The sequence below is a fragment of the Bradyrhizobium sp. SZCCHNR1093 genome (assembly GCF_032381175.1).
Classification (GTDB): domain Bacteria; phylum Pseudomonadota; class Alphaproteobacteria; order Rhizobiales; family Xanthobacteraceae; genus Bradyrhizobium.
The window spans coordinates 895,765-910,747 of the sequence record NZ_JAUHJJ010000001.1 but is presented as its reverse complement, the minus strand read 5'-3'; the positions used below and the strand labels follow the sequence as shown (position 1 = coordinate 910,747).

General features: G+C 65.5%; 12 protein-coding genes and 1 pseudogene. 9 read left to right on the top strand and 4 right to left on the bottom strand.

Annotated features, from left to right (window positions below; genetic code table 11):
* Positions 1 to 261 precede the first annotated feature (261 nt).
* From QX070_RS04275 to QX070_RS04265, 3 genes are all read left to right on the top strand, one after another.
* The gene (locus tag QX070_RS04275; RefSeq protein ID WP_315735153.1) at positions 262 to 468 is read left to right on the top strand and encodes a cold-shock protein; all 207 of its coding nucleotides are present in this window, start codon (positions 262 to 264) and stop codon (positions 466 to 468) included.
* 127 nt (positions 469 to 595) lie between these two features.
* A complete protein-coding gene (locus tag QX070_RS04270; protein ID WP_315735151.1) occupies positions 596 to 832 on the top strand; it encodes a transcriptional regulator in 237 nt (78 codons plus the stop codon).
* A 62-nt stretch (positions 833 to 894) separates the two neighbouring features.
* Complete coding sequence (locus QX070_RS04265; protein WP_315735150.1) at positions 895 to 1,239, top strand: hypothetical protein; 345 nt, start codon at positions 895 to 897, stop codon at positions 1,237 to 1,239.
* Between the two features lie 60 nt (positions 1,240 to 1,299).
* Here QX070_RS04265 and QX070_RS04260 read toward each other — a convergent pair whose 3' ends face one another.
* Together QX070_RS04260 and rpmB are read right to left on the bottom strand one after the other, a co-directional pair.
* Complete coding sequence (locus QX070_RS04260) at positions 1,300 to 2,562, bottom strand: DUF2235 domain-containing protein (RefSeq protein ID WP_315735148.1); 1,263 nt, start codon at positions 2,560 to 2,562, stop codon at positions 1,300 to 1,302.
* A gap of 341 nt (positions 2,563 to 2,903) precedes the next feature.
* Positions 2,904 to 3,212, bottom strand: coding sequence for a 50S ribosomal protein L28 (gene rpmB, locus QX070_RS04255; protein ID WP_315735146.1), 309 nt, complete (start codon positions 3,210 to 3,212; stop codon positions 2,904 to 2,906).
* Positions 3,213 to 3,853: 641 nt separating this feature from the next.
* Here rpmB and QX070_RS04250 point away from each other — a divergent pair.
* The 5 genes and pseudogenes from QX070_RS04250 (at position 3,854) to QX070_RS04230 (ending at position 10,753) form a co-directional block, all read left to right on the top strand.
* Positions 3,854 to 4,633: a DUF3108 domain-containing protein gene (locus tag QX070_RS04250; protein ID WP_315735736.1), complete on the top strand. Its 780-nt coding sequence runs from the start codon at positions 3,854 to 3,856 to the stop codon at positions 4,631 to 4,633.
* 448 nt (positions 4,634 to 5,081) lie between these two features.
* A complete protein-coding gene (locus QX070_RS04245) occupies positions 5,082 to 8,639 on the top strand; it encodes a helicase-related protein (protein WP_315735144.1) in 3,558 nt (1,185 codons plus the stop codon).
* Positions 8,640 to 8,700: 61 nt separating this feature from the next.
* Positions 8,701 to 8,967: pseudogene (locus QX070_RS04240) on the top strand (RNA-binding S4 domain-containing protein); the annotation flags it as partial.
* 114 nt (positions 8,968 to 9,081) lie between these two features.
* Positions 9,082 to 9,420: a ferredoxin FdxA gene (gene fdxA / locus QX070_RS04235; RefSeq protein WP_315715248.1), complete on the top strand. Its 339-nt coding sequence runs from the start codon at positions 9,082 to 9,084 to the stop codon at positions 9,418 to 9,420.
* 502 nt (positions 9,421 to 9,922) lie between these two features.
* Positions 9,923 to 10,753, top strand: coding sequence for a CarD family transcriptional regulator (locus QX070_RS04230; RefSeq protein ID WP_315715249.1), 831 nt, complete (start codon positions 9,923 to 9,925; stop codon positions 10,751 to 10,753).
* 400 nt (positions 10,754 to 11,153) lie between these two features.
* Here QX070_RS04230 and QX070_RS04225 read toward each other — a convergent pair whose 3' ends face one another.
* Positions 11,154 to 12,620, bottom strand: a complete 1,467-nt coding sequence (locus QX070_RS04225) for a M48 family metalloprotease (RefSeq protein ID WP_315735734.1) — start codon at positions 12,618 to 12,620, stop codon at positions 11,154 to 11,156.
* Positions 12,621 to 12,668: 48 nt separating this feature from the next.
* Positions 12,669 to 13,463: a thermonuclease family protein gene (locus tag QX070_RS04220; RefSeq protein ID WP_409998907.1), complete on the bottom strand. Its 795-nt coding sequence runs from the start codon at positions 13,461 to 13,463 to the stop codon at positions 12,669 to 12,671.
* Between the two features lie 205 nt (positions 13,464 to 13,668).
* Between QX070_RS04220 and QX070_RS04215 the strand changes: the two genes are divergently transcribed.
* Positions 13,669 to 14,853 carry an ABC transporter substrate-binding protein gene (locus QX070_RS04215; protein WP_315735730.1) on the top strand — a complete coding sequence of 395 codons (1,185 nt, stop codon included), beginning with the start codon at positions 13,669 to 13,671 and terminating at the stop codon, positions 14,851 to 14,853.
* Positions 14,854 to 14,983: the final 130 nt, after the last annotated feature.

Sequence of the window (14,983 nt, the reverse complement as noted above, 5' to 3'; positions counted from 1 at the left end):
GATGGCCAGGCCGTTACCGATGGTCCAGTGAAGATAAGGCCAATTTGCTGATATTGCCAGCGTGAGCCGACTCACGGTTCCGGCTCTCGGCAAACTATATTTGCCCCGTGGCCTTGTATTCCCCCAGAAAATCTCTACCTTGAGGTAGTTCGATTAGCCGCTGTGCCTTTCTGAATGTGCCTGTGGGCTATTTCCAAAAGTCATCGCTCAGTTGAATGAGGATCGCGTGATGGTCGCGCGATTAATGATTTGGAGATAGACATGCAGGGTACCGTCAAGTGGTTCAACGGCCAGAAGGGCTTTGGTTTCATTCAGCCGGAGGATGGCGGGAACGACGTGTTCGTTCACATCAGCGCGGTTGAACGCGCTGGTCTCGCTGGCTTGGCTGAAGGCCAGAAAGTCAGTTTTGAGGTCAAGACGGACAAGATGCGCGGTAAAACCAGCGCAGAAAATCTCGCGCTGGTCTGATCGTACTGATCTGACGTCTTGGGCCATTTCACGGATGTACTGAAATGGCTGGTTTGCCCGCTCGATCCTGTATTGAGCGGGCTTTCTGCGTCTCGACGGTAACCCGCATCTCCGGAAGGATCAGTCGATGGCCACCAAGAGGATGTCAGAACGCTCCCCCGAAAGCATTGCGCGGTCAGAGCGCCAGCGCGTCGCCGCCGAGGACGGGGCGAAGGCGCGCGCCGAATGGGACCAGCGCGCGATGGCGGTCCGCAAGAACATGGAGCGGCTGCGCGTGTTGCGGCTCGCCAAGGAAGCGGAAGCTGCGCAAGCGGGTCCTGTTGCTGCGCCTGCGCCGAAGCGGCGGAAGAAGGTCGCTCGCTAGGGCTGCTTCATCTCGCCTTCCGACGTCGGCTGCCCGGTGGAACTATCGGAACTTCAGATCCGTTGCTGGTGCTCGAACAGACGGGCGATCCATGCCTGATCATTACGCCTCAACCGCGTCCCGCGTACAGATCCGACCTTCGTACCGAGGAGGCTGACGTGGCCAAGTTGACAGCTACAGACGTTCGCATTGCAAAGGACGAGACGCAGCGTGGAGGCCAGACGATCGCATTTGCGCTCGCAATCGGCGCCACGCGGCAGGTCTGTCATCTCGAGACCTGCTTTTGCACGCGCAATCAGGCGTTCGCTTATCTGCAGCGAAACCGCACGGCGTTCGAGCAGATGGCGCGCGAGCAGTTCGCCCGTGGCGAGGTGACCGACGGCGTCATCCATCTGCGCATGATCTGAGGCGATCCGCCACGCGCGAGCCTCCGAAGACGCTGCTCGACCCGCAACGCGCTGTTGCTGCTACTCCGCCTTCTGTTTGACCGGAAGCGGTACGCGCTCATAGGACGCGGGCAGATTGACGGGCCGGTAGTCCTGCGATTCCGCGATCCGCATCAGCACGCTCTCGTGGATGAACGCGCCCTCGGGAATGAAGCGCGGCTCGCAATTCGGAATGTAGAATCCGAAACGCGCCTTGCGCTCCGGCCACTCCTTGTACGTCGCGCTCTTCGGCAGCCATTCGAGCAGCCGCCAGGCCGGCCTCATCGAATCGTGCAGGGGGCCCTGGATGCTCGGCGCCACATAGGAGAACGGGCTGTTCTTGCGCTGCACGCCCCAGGCGAGCTGGTTCACCGTGCGCGGATTGACCGCCAGCCCCGCCTCGACCGCCTCGTCGATCATCCACAGCAGCGGATACTTCGAGACCGCCGACTGCGCCTCGGGATAACCGCCGCCGACGTCGCAATGTACGCCGGCGAACCACACCTGCTTGGCGTCCTGCGGTCCCGCATGCGCCTTGTTGAAGCGGTTCGGCGTGAAGGTCTGCGGCATGTTCCACGGCTTCAGCCGGAACATGCAGCGCCGTTCGTCGATCGCAGCGGCCTGCCGGAAAATCTTCACGCTCGGGTTCTCGATCGAGAAGGCGAGCTCCTCGAGGCTGGGGAGGGCGAGGAACCGGTCGGTGCGCGGCACGATGACGCTGGCCACCGTGTCCCACACGCCGACGAAATGGATCGTTGGCCAGCGTGTCGAGGTGATGCGCGCGAATTGCGCGGCCTGGTCGTCGCGGCTCTCGGGAATCGGCCCTTCCTCCTCGGTGCTCTCGACCTCGGTGGTGATGCCGCGTCCGGCCTTCGGATTGTCGGAGGAGTACTTCTTGTAGGCGATCACGCCCGAGCCGGCGAGATTGATCTGATCGGGCGAGATCAGCCCGACCTTGTGGATCAGTCCGGCAAGCACGCGCACGGTGTAGGCGCCGCGTGAGAAGCCGAACATGAAGATGCGGTCGCCTTGCTGGTAATGCGTGGCGAGGAAGCAGTAGGCCCTGATGATGTTGTCGTCGAGGCCGTACCCGGTGGCGAGCCCCAGCACCATGTTGAAATTGGCCCTGAAGCGATGCCAGCTGTCCGGCTGTGTCAGGGTGCCGACGCCAGGATCGTAGAACACGGCCTGGAGTGGCGTCGTCTTGTCGGTCTTGCGCAGGCAGCGATAGAGCTTGAGCACGTTCGAGATGTTTTCGCTGATCTCGTTGCCGGTGCCGTCGCAGCAGATGACAATATTCTTCATGACAAAGGAATGTCCGCGATAATGCTACCGCAACGAGTGTAGAGCATCGGGCTGGTGTTGGGGAGGTCGGTTCCTATGGCACTTCGTCTGGGTCGCTGTTGCGCGCCGCGCGACGGACATAGCGAAGTGATCGAATGGCGCCGCCGTACGAACGGATGGTCACTCGACGTGTCCGGTCGCCCCGCGCCGGCTGCCGTGTCCAGAGTTGTCGGCTGGTCACGGCATCCGCAAGCAAAACGGCCGGATCTCTCGATCCGGCCGTTTCGATATCTCGCTTCGCTCGAAGCCCCGCCTGTGACGCGTCCGGCTTCTGCATCAATCGTGGATTTCGGCTTGCTCTCTCAGCTCGCCTTGGCGACCGGGGCAGCGTCCGCCGCTTTCTTCTCGATGGCGCGCTTCAGCTCCAGCGCGCGCGGCGACAGCGCCGCAGCGTTGGCCTTGAGCAGATAGGCGTCGAGGCCGCCATTGTGGTCGACGCTCTTGAGCGCGTTCGTCGAGACGCGCAGGCGCACGTTGCGGCCGAGTACGTCCGAGATGAAGGTCACGTTGCACAGGTTCGGCAGGAAGCGCCGCTTGGTCTTGATATTGGAGTGGCTGACCTTGTGGCCAACCTGGGGGCCCTTGGCCGTCAGTTCACAGCGCCGCGACATGGCAGTAAATCCTCTCTCATCCCCGCACCCTTCGTCCGCCTGTGTCGGCGGGCCGCGGGGGTCCAAAACTCGTCCAGCTCGTCTCTGGGAGATGCGGTCCTATAGGGGGGATGCGGCTTTTCGTCAAGGTTTTGAGGGATGGGGCCGGTGGCCCCTTAGCCACGCGCCGAATCGCAGGGCTGCCTCGCTTCACGGCGGCGGTATTTGCGCCCGCGGCACGGCGTCCGGCCATAGGCGTCCGCATGGCCGTTTTTCTCCGAAAGACGTCGTACAATCAACATCATAGCCGATCGCCGGAGACCACATAAAGGGCGTATTCGGGCGTGATGAGTGGACGTTCGCGCGATGGCGCGTCAAATCGGCCCGTCGAGCCCGGCGGATTGCAGGGGCTCACGGGGAGTTTGGGCCGCCCGATGCGGCTTCGCCGGAAGCGGAGCCGGACGTAAAGCGCTGGACAATCGGCCAGGATGTGACCGGTTCGCGTTGTTCAGGAGCGTTTTTGGCGTAAGTAACAGCAGTGGCGCGGCACAGGGGCCGGGGCCCGACAAGCGGATCGGCAGGACCATTTCGACGTGACCAACAGCACGGCCTTCTTCCGTTTCCGGCGCCTGGCGGTGGCCGGCTCCATCGCGGCGCTCCTGCTGCTGGCCCCCCACGGCGCCTGGGCACAGGCCCGGCTGGACGCCCAATATGAGGCTTCGCTGGCTGGCATCCCCGTCGGCAAGGGCACCTGGGCGGTCGAAATCGGGGATGATCAGTACGGCGCCGCAGCTCAGGGCGGCACCGCGGGCCTGCTCAAGAGCTTCTCCCAAGGATCGGGCACCGGGTCGGTGCAGGGGCGCGTCGTCAACGGCGCCCTGGTCGGGCAGAGCTACCAGGCCTCGACCACCACGGGAAAGAAGTCCGAGCAGATCCGCATCAATCTGCAGAACGGCACCGTGAAGGATTTCGCCATCGAGCCGACGCCGCCGGTCGATCCCGACCGCATTCCGGTAACGGATGCCCACAAGCGCGGCGTGCTCGATCCGATGACGGCCTCGCTGGTGCGGGTGCCGGGCAATGGCGAGCTGCTGTCGCCGGACTCGTGCCGCGGCGCTGCGCCCGTGTTCGACGGCCGCATGCGCTACGAGCTCAAGCTCGACTACAAGCGCATGGAGAACGTCAAGGCGGACAAAGGCTATCGCGGCCCGGCGCTGGTCTGCGCGGTCTACTTCACGCCGGTTGCGGGTTACATCCCGGACCGGCCGGTGATCAAATATCTCGCCCAGGCCCGCAACATGGAGATCTTCTTCGTGCCGCTCGCGGGCACGCGCATCCTGGTGCCGTTCCGGGTCGTGATTCCGACCTCTTTCGGCAAGGCGATGCTCGAGGCGACCTCCTTCATCACCCAGGCTTCGCCGCACGTCGCGAAAACGCAGTAGCGCGCGGCGGAATCCTCGTTGTCCGGCCGGCGCCGTCATTGCGAGGCCGTCCGGAAAGCCAGCATGTGTGATCCGGCGCGCGGCCTGAACGACGGCTCGCGTGAATCCGTTTGACTCTTCGCCGATTCTGATTCGACTCGGGCCTGCTCGAAACAGCGCCAGTTCCCTCGCGAAAGCGTTGCTTGTCGAGACCGTGAAAACTTGATCTAGTGCTGCCTTGATCGCGCGGCGCGAGATGTTGCGGTGAACGAAGCCGGAAAGGCGCTGGAGTCAGCGATTCGGGCGTGATTCGTTCTCAAGGCGTTCCGAAGCTTAAGCTGCGTCCCTATATGCGTAGCAATGTGACACAGGTGTGAGGATCGCAGCCTCTCAGAACGACGATAAATCCAGCATCCATCGCGCCTGACCCGCGCGCCTGCAACGCCGGCCTCGAGACCCAATTTAACGAATGGCTTTTTCGTCTTCTTCGGCAGCCTCGCCTTTCGAGCGCGCGTCCGACCGAGCTCCCGGAAGCGGCGTTACCGCCGTTCTCGGCCCCACCAACACCGGCAAGACGCATCTGGCGATCGAGCGCATGCTCGCGCATTCCTCCGGCATCATCGGACTGCCGCTGCGGCTGCTCGCGCGTGAGGTCTACAACAAGATCGCCGATCGCGTCGGCAGCGAGGCCGTTGCGCTGATCACCGGCGAGGAGAAGATCAAGCCGAAGAACCCGCGCTACTGGGTGTCGACCGTCGAGGCGATGCCCAGGGATCTCGACGTGTCGTTCCTCGCCGTCGACGAGATCCAGATCGCCGCCGATCTCGAGCGCGGCCACGTCTTCACCGACCGCATCCTCAACCGGCGGGGCCGCGACGAGACGCTGCTGCTCGGGGCTGCGACGATGCGCCCCATCATCGAGCGGCTGCTGCCGGGCGTATCGACCGTGACGCGGCCGCGGCTGTCGCAGCTCGAATTCGCCGGCGACCGCAAGATCACGCGACAGCCGCGCCGGACTGCCATCGTGGCCTTCTCGGCCGACGAGGTCTACGCCATCGCCGAGCTGATCCGCCGCCAGCATGGCGGCGCCGCTGTGGTCCTGGGATCGCTGTCGCCGCGAACCCGCAACGCGCAGGTGGCGATGTTCCAGAACGGCGACGTCGACTATCTCGTCGCCACCGACGCGATCGGCATGGGGCTCAACCTCGACGTCGACCACGTCGCCTTTGCGTCCGACCGCAAATATGACGGCTATCAGTTCCGCCGGCTCACGCCGTCGGAGTTTGCCCAGATCGCGGGCCGTGCCGGACGGGCGACGCGCAACGGCACGTTCGGCACCACCGGGCGTTGTGCGCCGTTCGAGCCCGAGCTGGTCAATGCGCTCCAGAACCACACCTTCGATACCGTGAAGGTGCTGCAATGGCGGAACTCCAGGCTTGATTTCGCGTCCTTGAGCGCGCTTCAGGTCTCATTGGCGATCGCGCCGGGGCATGAGGCGCTGACGCGCGCGCCGATCGCGGAGGATCTGCGCGTGCTCGATCATGCCGCGCGCGACGCCGAGGTGCGCGACATGGCGCATGGCGCGTCCGCGGTCGAGCGTCTCTGGGAGACCTGCCAGATCCCCGATTATCGCAGGCTGTCGCCGGCCGCCCATGCGGAGCTGGTGACCACCGTGTTCGGCTTCCTGATGCAGAAGGGGCGTATTCCGGACGCCTGGTACGCCGCACAGGTCGATCAGGCCGACCGCGTCGATGGCGACATCGACACGCTGTCGGGGCGGATTGCACAGATTCGTACCTGGACCTTCGTGGCCAACCGGCCAGACTGGCTGCGCGACCCTGATTATTGGCAGGGGATTACCCGCGAGCTCGAAAATAAATTGTCAGACGCCCTTCATGAACGGCTCACGGAGCGTTTCGTTGATCGTCGTACCAGTGTATTGATGCGGCGCCTGCGGGAGAACAGTGTTTTGAATACGGAAATCGGCAAGACCGGCGAAGTGATCGTTGAAGGGCACGCGATCGGCCGTCTGGATGGATTCACCTTCGCGCCCGACGCCGCCGAAGCCGGCTCGGAGGCCAAGGCCTTGCAGGCTGCTGCCCAGAAGGCGCTGGCCGGCGAGATCGAGGCGCGCGCCGAGAAGCTGTCCAGCGCGCCCGACGAGCACATCGTGCTCACCGCCGACGGCACGGTGCGCTGGACCGGCGACGCGGTCGCCAAGCTGGTCGCGGCCGACGACGCGTTGCATCCGCGCCTGCGCATCATCGCCGACGAGCGGCTGACGGGTGCTGCGCGCGACAAGGTGCAGGCGCGGCTCGATCTCTGGCTGAAGACGCATATCGAGAAGCTGCTCGGCCCGCTGTTCGAATTGTCCAAGGCCGAGGACATCACCGGCATCGGCCGCGGCATCGCGTTCCAACTGGTGGAGGCGCTCGGCGTCATCGAGCGCGCCAAGATCGCGGCCGAGATGAAGGATCTCGACCAGCCGTCGCGCGCCACGCTGCGCAAATATGGCGTGCGCTTCGGCGCCTATCACATCTACGTCCCGGCGCTGCTCAAGCCCGCGGCGCGCGCGCTCGCTGCGCTGCTGTGGGCCGAGAAGCAGGGCAATGTCGACATGTCCGCGCTGACCGGCGCGCAGCATCTGGCGAGCTCGGGCCGGACCTCGTTCCCGGTCGACAAGGCGCTGCCGCGCGATGCCTATCGCGTGCTCGGCTACAAGCAGGCGGGCGAGCGCGCGGTGCGCGTCGACATCCTGGAGCGGCTGGCCGACCTGATTCGTCCCGCCCTGGCCTGGCGCGACAATGCACCGGGCGAAAAGCCCGCCGGCGCCTTCGACGGCCGCGGCTTCGTGGTGACGCAGGCGATGACCTCGCTCACCGGTTCGGCCGGCGAGGACTTTGCCTCGATCCTGCGCGCGCTCGGCTATCGCATGGAGAAGCGTCCGCCGCTGCCGCCGAAGCCGGCTGAGAAGCCCGTCGAGGCTGCTGCTGCCGAGGCCGCTGCTGTGGAGACCGCCCCGGCTGAGCCGGCAGAAGCGCAGGCCGTGCCGGGCGAGGACCTCGCGCTTGTCGCCGGCGAGCCGGCCGACGAGCAGGTTCCCACCGTCGCGGAGGCCGCCGTCGCTCCGGTGACCGAGCAGACCATCGCCGTGCCCGCGGCGGTCGGCGAGGAGCAGGCGGAAACCGCGTCGGTGTCGGCCCTGGCATCGCTGCCGACCGTCGATTTCGTCACGCCCGATGCGGCGGACGACGCGTCCGTGGCCGAGACGGCTGCCGAAAGCGTCGTCGCCGAGGCGGAAGCCGCCGTTGCTGCGGATGCGCCGCAGCCAGAAGCCGCTGAGGCCGTCGCACACGAGGCAGCAAGCATCGGCGATGCTTCGGCTGAAGCTGCCGGGACTGAAGCTGCTGCTGGATCTACCGCGACCGCGGCTTCTCCGGCCGAGGCCGCTGCTGCCGCCGAGCCCGTCCTGGTCGAGGTCTGGCGGCCGGGCGGGCGCTCGGAGGAGCGCAGGCCGCGCCACGACCATCATCATCGCGGCCGGCCCAACCGTCCGCAGCACGAGCGCGGGCAGGGTGCCGGCGGCGGGCAGGCGCCTGCCGGGACGGCTCCGGCCGAGGGCGGCGAGGCGCGCGAGCGCCATCACCGCGGCCAGGGCCGACGCGACCGGATGAAGGAGTTCGGCAAGGACTTCCGCAAGGGCCCGCCGGAGGCTGGTGCGGCTCCAGCCGAGGGCGCATCGGCGCCGGCGCGCGAGGAGCGCGGGCCGCGCCGCGACCATGACGCCAAGGGGCGCGACCAGAACCGCGATCGCAACAAGGGCGGCAAGTTCGGTGGTGAGGGACGCGGCGGCCGCGACTTCGGCAAGGGCGGTCGCGACAAGCGCGACAGCGGTCCGGCGCTGCGGCCCTACGCCTCGAGTGGCGGCGGAGGCCGGGATCGCGACCGTCCGGTCGATCCCAACTCGCCGTTCGCCAAGCTTGCCGCGCTCAAGGAGCAGCTCGCGGCGAACAACCGCAAGGATTGAGCGGCAAGATCGGTTGGCAAGATAGGTTGGAAGGACAACGCCGACGTCCGACACCCCGTCAGAGCGCCAGCGCCTCGACAAATGGCTGTGGCATGCGCGGCTGGTGAAGGCGCGCACCAGCGCCGCGGCGCTGGTGTCGTCGGGCCATGTCCGGATCAATGGCGTGCGCGAGACGTCGCCCGGCCACGGGGTGAAGACCGGTGACGTGCTGACCATCGCGCTCGACCGCAGCGTGCGCGTGCTCAAGGTGACCGGCTTTGCCGAGCGCCGCGGCGATGCCGCCTCCGTGCGCGGGCTGTACGATGATCTGGATGGCGGACGATCCTGATGGATTGCGCCAGAGCAATATCCGGTTCAGTTCTTCGCCCCGCTTCACTTGCGGCACAACACGTCCTGCGCTAGTCCAAGCCAGCCGAATTGTCGATCCGTTCCGGAGCCTTGGATGACTTACGTCGTCACCGAAAACTGTATCAAGTGCAAATACACCGATTGCGTTGAGGTCTGCCCGGTAGACTGCTTCTACGAGGGTGACAACATGCTGGTCATTCATCCGGACGAATGCATCGATTGCGGCGTGTGCGAGCCGGAATGTCCGGCCGACGCGATCAAGCCGGATACCGAGCCGGGGCTGGAGAAGTGGCTGGGCGTGAACGCCGAATATGCCAAGTCCTGGCCCAACATCACCCAGAAGAAGGACCCGCCGGCCGACGCCAAGGAGCACGACGGCGAGGATGGAAAGTTCCAGAAATATTTTTCGTCGAAGCCCGGCGCCGGAGACTGACGGTCGTCTCGCGACCTGCGCGGTCACCAGCGCGCCCCGGCCTGCGGGGCGCCGTCGCGCCGATCGAAATCGTTACGCGGAAACAATGGCCTAGAACACCTCTTGCGGCGAGCGGGACGCGCTGCACGAGTTGTTCTATTCCGGCACGCTTCACTTAACCCTAACTTCGTGGATCCGTCACAATACCGCCCCTGCGGCCTCCAAATCATTGATTTTTGCGGCAAATGTGCTATATATAGCACATTCTCAGAGCCGAACCCGGCCATGCGTAACCTTTTTTGGCCGCCCTTTTAGGTTCCCGCAACATCAAACAGGGGCGTGGCAGTTCCGCGCGCAGGCTGTGTCACAGAAAACGCGTAAAAAGAGTGCTTCCAAGAGTACAAAAAAAGCCGCCGCGGCCAGCCGCAGCGTTTCCAAGGGCCGTGCCCGGACTCCTGTAAAGGAGATTCGGGCTGCCGCGAAGGCCTCGGCTGCCAAGTCCACTAAGAACAAAAGAAGCGCAATGCCTGAAAAGACTGCCAAGACTGCCGCGAAAGCATCCGCCGCGAAGACCACTCTTGCAAAGGACTCTGTTGCCAAGGCTGCGCCTGCCAAGGCCGCCGCTGCGCCCAAGGCTGCCACCAAGACCGCCGTTCCCGCAGCTGCTGCCCCTGTTGCCAAGCCCGCTGTCGCCGCCAAGCCGGCTGCTCCCGCCGCGGCCGCGCCGCGCGTCGAGGAAAAGAAGCTGCCGACCCAGCGCCAGGGCTTCAAGACCAACGAATTCGTCGTCTATCCGGCTCACGGCGTCGGCCAGATCCTGGCCATCGAGGAGCAGGAGATCGCGGGCGCCAAGCTCGAGCTGTTCGTCATCAACTTCATCAAGGACAAGATGACGCTGCGCGTGCCGACCGCCAAGGTCGCCAATGTCGGCATGCGCAAGCTGTCCGACCCGGCGCTGGTGAAGAAGGCGCTGGAGACCCTGAAGGGCCGTGCCCGCGTCAAGCGCACCATGTGGTCGCGTCGCGCCCAGGAATACGAAGCGAAGATCAATTCGGGCGACATCGTCGCGATCGCCGAGGTCGTGCGCGATCTCTACCGTTCGGAGTCGCAGCCCGAGCAGTCCTACAGCGAACGCCAGCTCTACGAAGCGGCGCTCGACCGTCTGTCGCGCGAGATCGCCGTCGTGCAGCACTCGACCGAGACCGAGGCCGTCAAGGAGATCGAGACGCAGCTCGCCAAGAGCCCGCGCCGCGGTGCCAAGACCGAAGCCGATGCGGTCGCCGAAGGTGATGCCGACGCCGAGGGCGATGATATCGATGGCGACGACACCGCCGTGGCCGACGAGGCCGCCTGATCGACCGTTAGCGCGTTTTCCAATTAGTTGCTTACGAAAGCCCGGCCGAAAGGTCGGGCTTTTTGTTTGGGATGCACGTCGACGGCACCGCTTCATGGCCATGGTGTAGACGTGCTCGCCGTTCGCGAGTTGGCGATGGACTGCGTGCGAAGGTGGGGCGCTGGTCGCACTTGCTCCGCTGTCGTCCCGGCGAACGCCGGGACCCATAATCCCGGCGCCTGCAAGGACGCGCGCTGGAGCTCCAGCGCTCCAGCCATTTGCACTTGCGGTTATGGATCCCGGGTCGGCGCCCGGCAACGCTGTCGCGTTGCCGGTCTTGCCCGGGACGACAGTTGTCGTGTGGCCGTCCTGGCATGGCATCAACCCGCCGGGGCAAGCGGGGAATCCGTCCCTCAGCCCGTCACTCCACCACGATCTTGACGCGGTCGCGGACCTTGACCTGGGCGCGGGCGTCGAGCCCGTTCAGCACCCGGAAGCGCTCGACCGGACGGTCGACGCCGGTCATGCGGTGCGCGAGCGACTCGACCGTGTCGCCCGGCTGCACGGTGATCACCTTGATGCGCAGCGGCCGCGCCGACTGGATCTCCTCCAGGCTGAGCCGGCGGAACGAGTTCACCGTCTCCCGCGCATTGCGCTCGCTCTCGGTGGTCTTCTGGCGAGAGGCGAAGATGAAGCGGTAGACGTCGCTGCCGACGCGCAGCGCGTAGACCTTGAACTGCCAGGGATCGCCGCTCGCCGAGGTCGAGGCCGCCGGGAAGCCGTTGATCGTCAGCTCCTCGGTCGCCGACTTGTCGACGTTCTCCATCCAGCCGGAATTGAGATAGTCGCCGAGCGTCTGCTGGGCAGGCACGCGCACCACGTCGAAGCGCATCGCCTGGGCGCCGCCTTCGCGCACGCCGATCACCGCCTGCGCGGTGTTGTCGAGCGTGAAGTTCTCCGGCGCCTGGAAGGTGAAGCCGAGCTTCGGATGCAGGAAGCGCCGCCCACGCACGAAGCCCTCGCTCGGGTCCTCGCCGTAGACGATGTTGTCGACCGCAGCCAAGTAGGTCTCGCGGTCATGCTCCCTGGCCTCGGGGGAGACGTATTGCTTGGCGATGGCGGCAGCGTTCTGCACCCGCTCCGGCGTCGCCGGATGCGACGACAGGAAGTCCTGCGCGCGCGGGTCGATCGCGACCTTGCCGGCCTTCAGCTCGGCGTTGCGCTCCATCGAGCTTAGGAAGCGCGCCGCGCCGTAGGGATCGAACTTCGCCTTGGCGGAGATGCCGACGCCGATGCCGTCGGCCTCGAACTCCTGGGTGCGAGAGAAACTCGCCATCGTCAGCTTGGTCTTGGCGAGCGCCAGCGCCGTCAGGTCCGGATCGTTGCCCATGTCGGAGACGACGCGGGTCACCACTGCGGCCTGCCGCGCCTGGTCCTCGCGAATCGCAGCATGGCGCGCCAGCACATGCGCCATCTCGTGGCTCAGCACCGACGACAATTCGGAGGTGTCGTTGGCGAGCGCGATCAGGCCGCGCGTCACGTAGAGCTGGCCGGTCGGCAGCGCGAAGGCGTTGACCGCACCGGAGTTCAGGATCGTGACCTTGTAGCCCTGGTCGGGCCGATCGGACACCGCCACCAGCCGGTCGACGATCTTGCCGATCAGGCCCTCGAGCTGGGGATCCTCATAGGCACCGCCATAAGTAGCAAGAATGCGCTCGTGCTCGCGATCGCTCGCCGGCGTCGTCTGCACCATCGCCGGCTTCGGCCGCGGCGTCGGCATCGGCGCCGTCGCCTGCTGCAACTTGCCCATGTCGCTGCAACCGGACAACGCCAGTCCCAGGCACAGCAACGCCGGTGCGATCCACGAACCGCAGTTCATCACCGTCATGCGCTTTCGAACAGACAGGCTCACGTCGCTACTCACGTACCTCAGCGGTCAATTCCCGCTCAAAATCTCGATCTGGGCGATCTGCGTCAGTTCCAGTCTCGGACCCGCATGCGCTTCGATCCAACCGCGCACGCGAACCTGTCGATTCGCAAGTGATTTGACGTCGATGCCGGCACCTTCCAATACCGCCATCATACGCTTTGGAATAGTCACCGCGAAGCCCCGTGTCCAGCTACGAGCGAAGTTCAGATAAGTTGTTGTCCCCGTCTGTCGTACGGACAACACCTTCCCTTCGACAACCGTAAATTGCCCTACGCGAGACAAAATATCGTCTGGACTTTCCGTGTTTTTTATGACGGTCCCAATCTTCCAGAGACCGCGTCCGGCGCTGCGTGCCTCGGCTTCCGCCGCACCCAGGCTGAGGGCGCAATCCCGGTCCGGCAGGTCGATCCCGCGCAGCACGGCGCCCTGCCGGAGCAGCTCGCTCTGCACCGGCTGGTCCGCACCGGCCACGAAGGCGAAGGCGCGCTGCCGGCCGTAGCGGTCCGGAGTGTCGTCCTCGCCGCGCAGCACGACGTCGCGGCCGCGCAGCAGCACGCGCAGCGTATCCATCGACGTCGCGCGCTGCTCGTCCGGCGGCGCCTCGATGCCGGCGAGCCTGACCTCTCGGCCGTCGTCGAGACGGAAGCCGCGCGCATCGATGATCTCGCTGACGTGTCCTTCGCCGAGCTCGGCGAACATGCACGGCGCGGCGTGACTCGCCGACATCATCGCGATGATCGCGACGCTCGCACCGAGCGCAATCAGCCTCCATCTGCTCCGCATCCTGCGCTCTCTCGTCATGCTGCATCATCGCACGAAATTTCCATTCCACTGAGCGGAAAGCGGCGACCGGCGACGCTTTTGCTGAGCGTGCTGAGCGCTTGCCGCATGCGAAAGCGTGCGCCATGATGCGAACTATCAACGAGGCCGTCGCCATGTAGCGACGTGCCCGGCAGGGAGGATATCGATGAGCAGAACCATCCGCGGCGCGGCGGCGTCGTTGTTCATGCTGGCGTCGGCGCTGACGTTCTCTGCGGGCGTGGCGCATGCGCAGAGCAAGCCGCCGCTGAAGATCGGCGGCATCCTGGACATGTCGAGCCTCTACGCCGACATCACCGGTCCCGGCAGCGAGACCGCGGCGAAGATGGCCGTCGAGGATTTCGGCGGCGAGGTGCTGGGCCGCAAGATCGAGGTGCTTGCGGCCGACCATCTCAACAAGGCCGATCTCGCCGCCAACATCGCCCGCGACATGCTCGACAACCAGGGCGTCGAGATGATCTGGGATGTCGCGGCCTCCGCCACCGCGCTGGCCGCCGGCGAGATCGCCAAGGCGCGCAACAAGATCATCATCTTCAACGGTCCCGGCTCTGTCAGGCTGTCCAACGAGGCCTGCGGCCCGTACACCGTGCACTACGTGTTCGACACCTTCGCGCAGGCCAATGTCACGGGATTGGCGGCGGTGAAGTCCGGCCTCGACAGCTGGTTCTTCCTGACCGCGGATTACGCCTTCGGCCAGGATCTGGAGAAGGACACCACCGCCGTGGTGGTGAAGTCGGGCGGCAAGGTGCTCGGCAGCGTGCGTCATCCGCTCAATACGTCGGACTTCTCGTCCTTCCTGCTGCAGGCGCAGGCCTCCAAGGCCAAGGTGATCGGCCTCGCCAATGCCGGCGGCGACACCATCAACGCGATCAAGCAGGCCGCGGAGTTCGGCCTCAGCAAAGGCGGCCAGAAGCTGTCGCCGCTGCTCGCCTTCGTCTCCGACATCGACAGCGTCGGGCTCGAGACGGCGCAGGGGCTTCTGGTCGCGGAAGCGTTCTATTGGGATCTCAACGACGACACCCGCGCCTTCACCAAACGCTTCATGGAGCGCACCAGGCGCGTGCCGACCTCGGCCCAGGCGGGGGTCTATTCCTCCGTCACGCACTATCTGAAAGCCGTGAAGACGGCCGGGACGACCGATGCGGACGCCGTCATGAAGGCGATGCGGGCCACACCCATCAACGACATGTTCGCCAAGGGCGGCCGCATCCGCGAGGATGGACGCATGGTGCATGACATGTACCTGTTCGAGGTCAAGAAGCCGTCGGAATCGAGGGGGAAGTCCGACGACTACAAGCTGCTCGCGACCGTGTCGGGCGACGAGGCATTCCAGCCGCTCGAGGCGTCGCGCTGCCCGCTTGTGAAGAAGTGACGGCCGGGGCCACGGCATTCCGGGGCGCGCCCGAGCAAGGCGCAAACTCTGCCGCGACATCCGTCGTTCCGGGGCAACGCGCAGCGTTGAACCCGGAACCTCGATGTGAGTCCATCAGCTCGGGATTCCG

Bases quoted from the DNA above. Each gene is read 5' to 3' on its own strand.
- QX070_RS04230 (WP_315715249.1), top strand. From the start codon at position 9,923: ATGCCTGAAAAGACTGCCAAGACTGCCGCGAAAGCATCCGCCGCGAAG.
- QX070_RS04215 (WP_315735730.1), top strand. From the start codon at position 13,669: ATGCTGGCGTCGGCGCTGACGTTCTCTGCGGGCGTGGCGCATGCGCAG.
- QX070_RS04245 (WP_315735144.1), top strand. From the start codon at position 5,082: ATGGCTTTTTCGTCTTCTTCGGCAGCCTCGCCTTTCGAGCGCGCGTCC.
- QX070_RS04220 (WP_409998907.1), bottom strand. From the start codon at position 13,463: ATGACGAGAGAGCGCAGGATGCGGAGCAGATGGAGGCTGATTGCGCTC.
- rpmB (WP_315735146.1), bottom strand. From the start codon at position 3,212: ATGTCGCGGCGCTGTGAACTGACGGCCAAGGGCCCCCAGGTTGGCCAC.
- fdxA (WP_315715248.1), top strand. From the start codon at position 9,082: ATGACTTACGTCGTCACCGAAAACTGTATCAAGTGCAAATACACCGAT.
- QX070_RS04275 (WP_315735153.1), top strand. From the start codon at position 262: ATGCAGGGTACCGTCAAGTGGTTCAACGGCCAGAAGGGCTTTGGTTTC.
- QX070_RS04260 (WP_315735148.1), bottom strand. From the start codon at position 2,562: ATGAAGAATATTGTCATCTGCTGCGACGGCACCGGCAACGAGATCAGC.
- QX070_RS04270 (WP_315735151.1), top strand. From the start codon at position 596: ATGGCCACCAAGAGGATGTCAGAACGCTCCCCCGAAAGCATTGCGCGG.
- QX070_RS04225 (WP_315735734.1), bottom strand. From the start codon at position 12,620: ATGACGGTGATGAACTGCGGTTCGTGGATCGCACCGGCGTTGCTGTGC.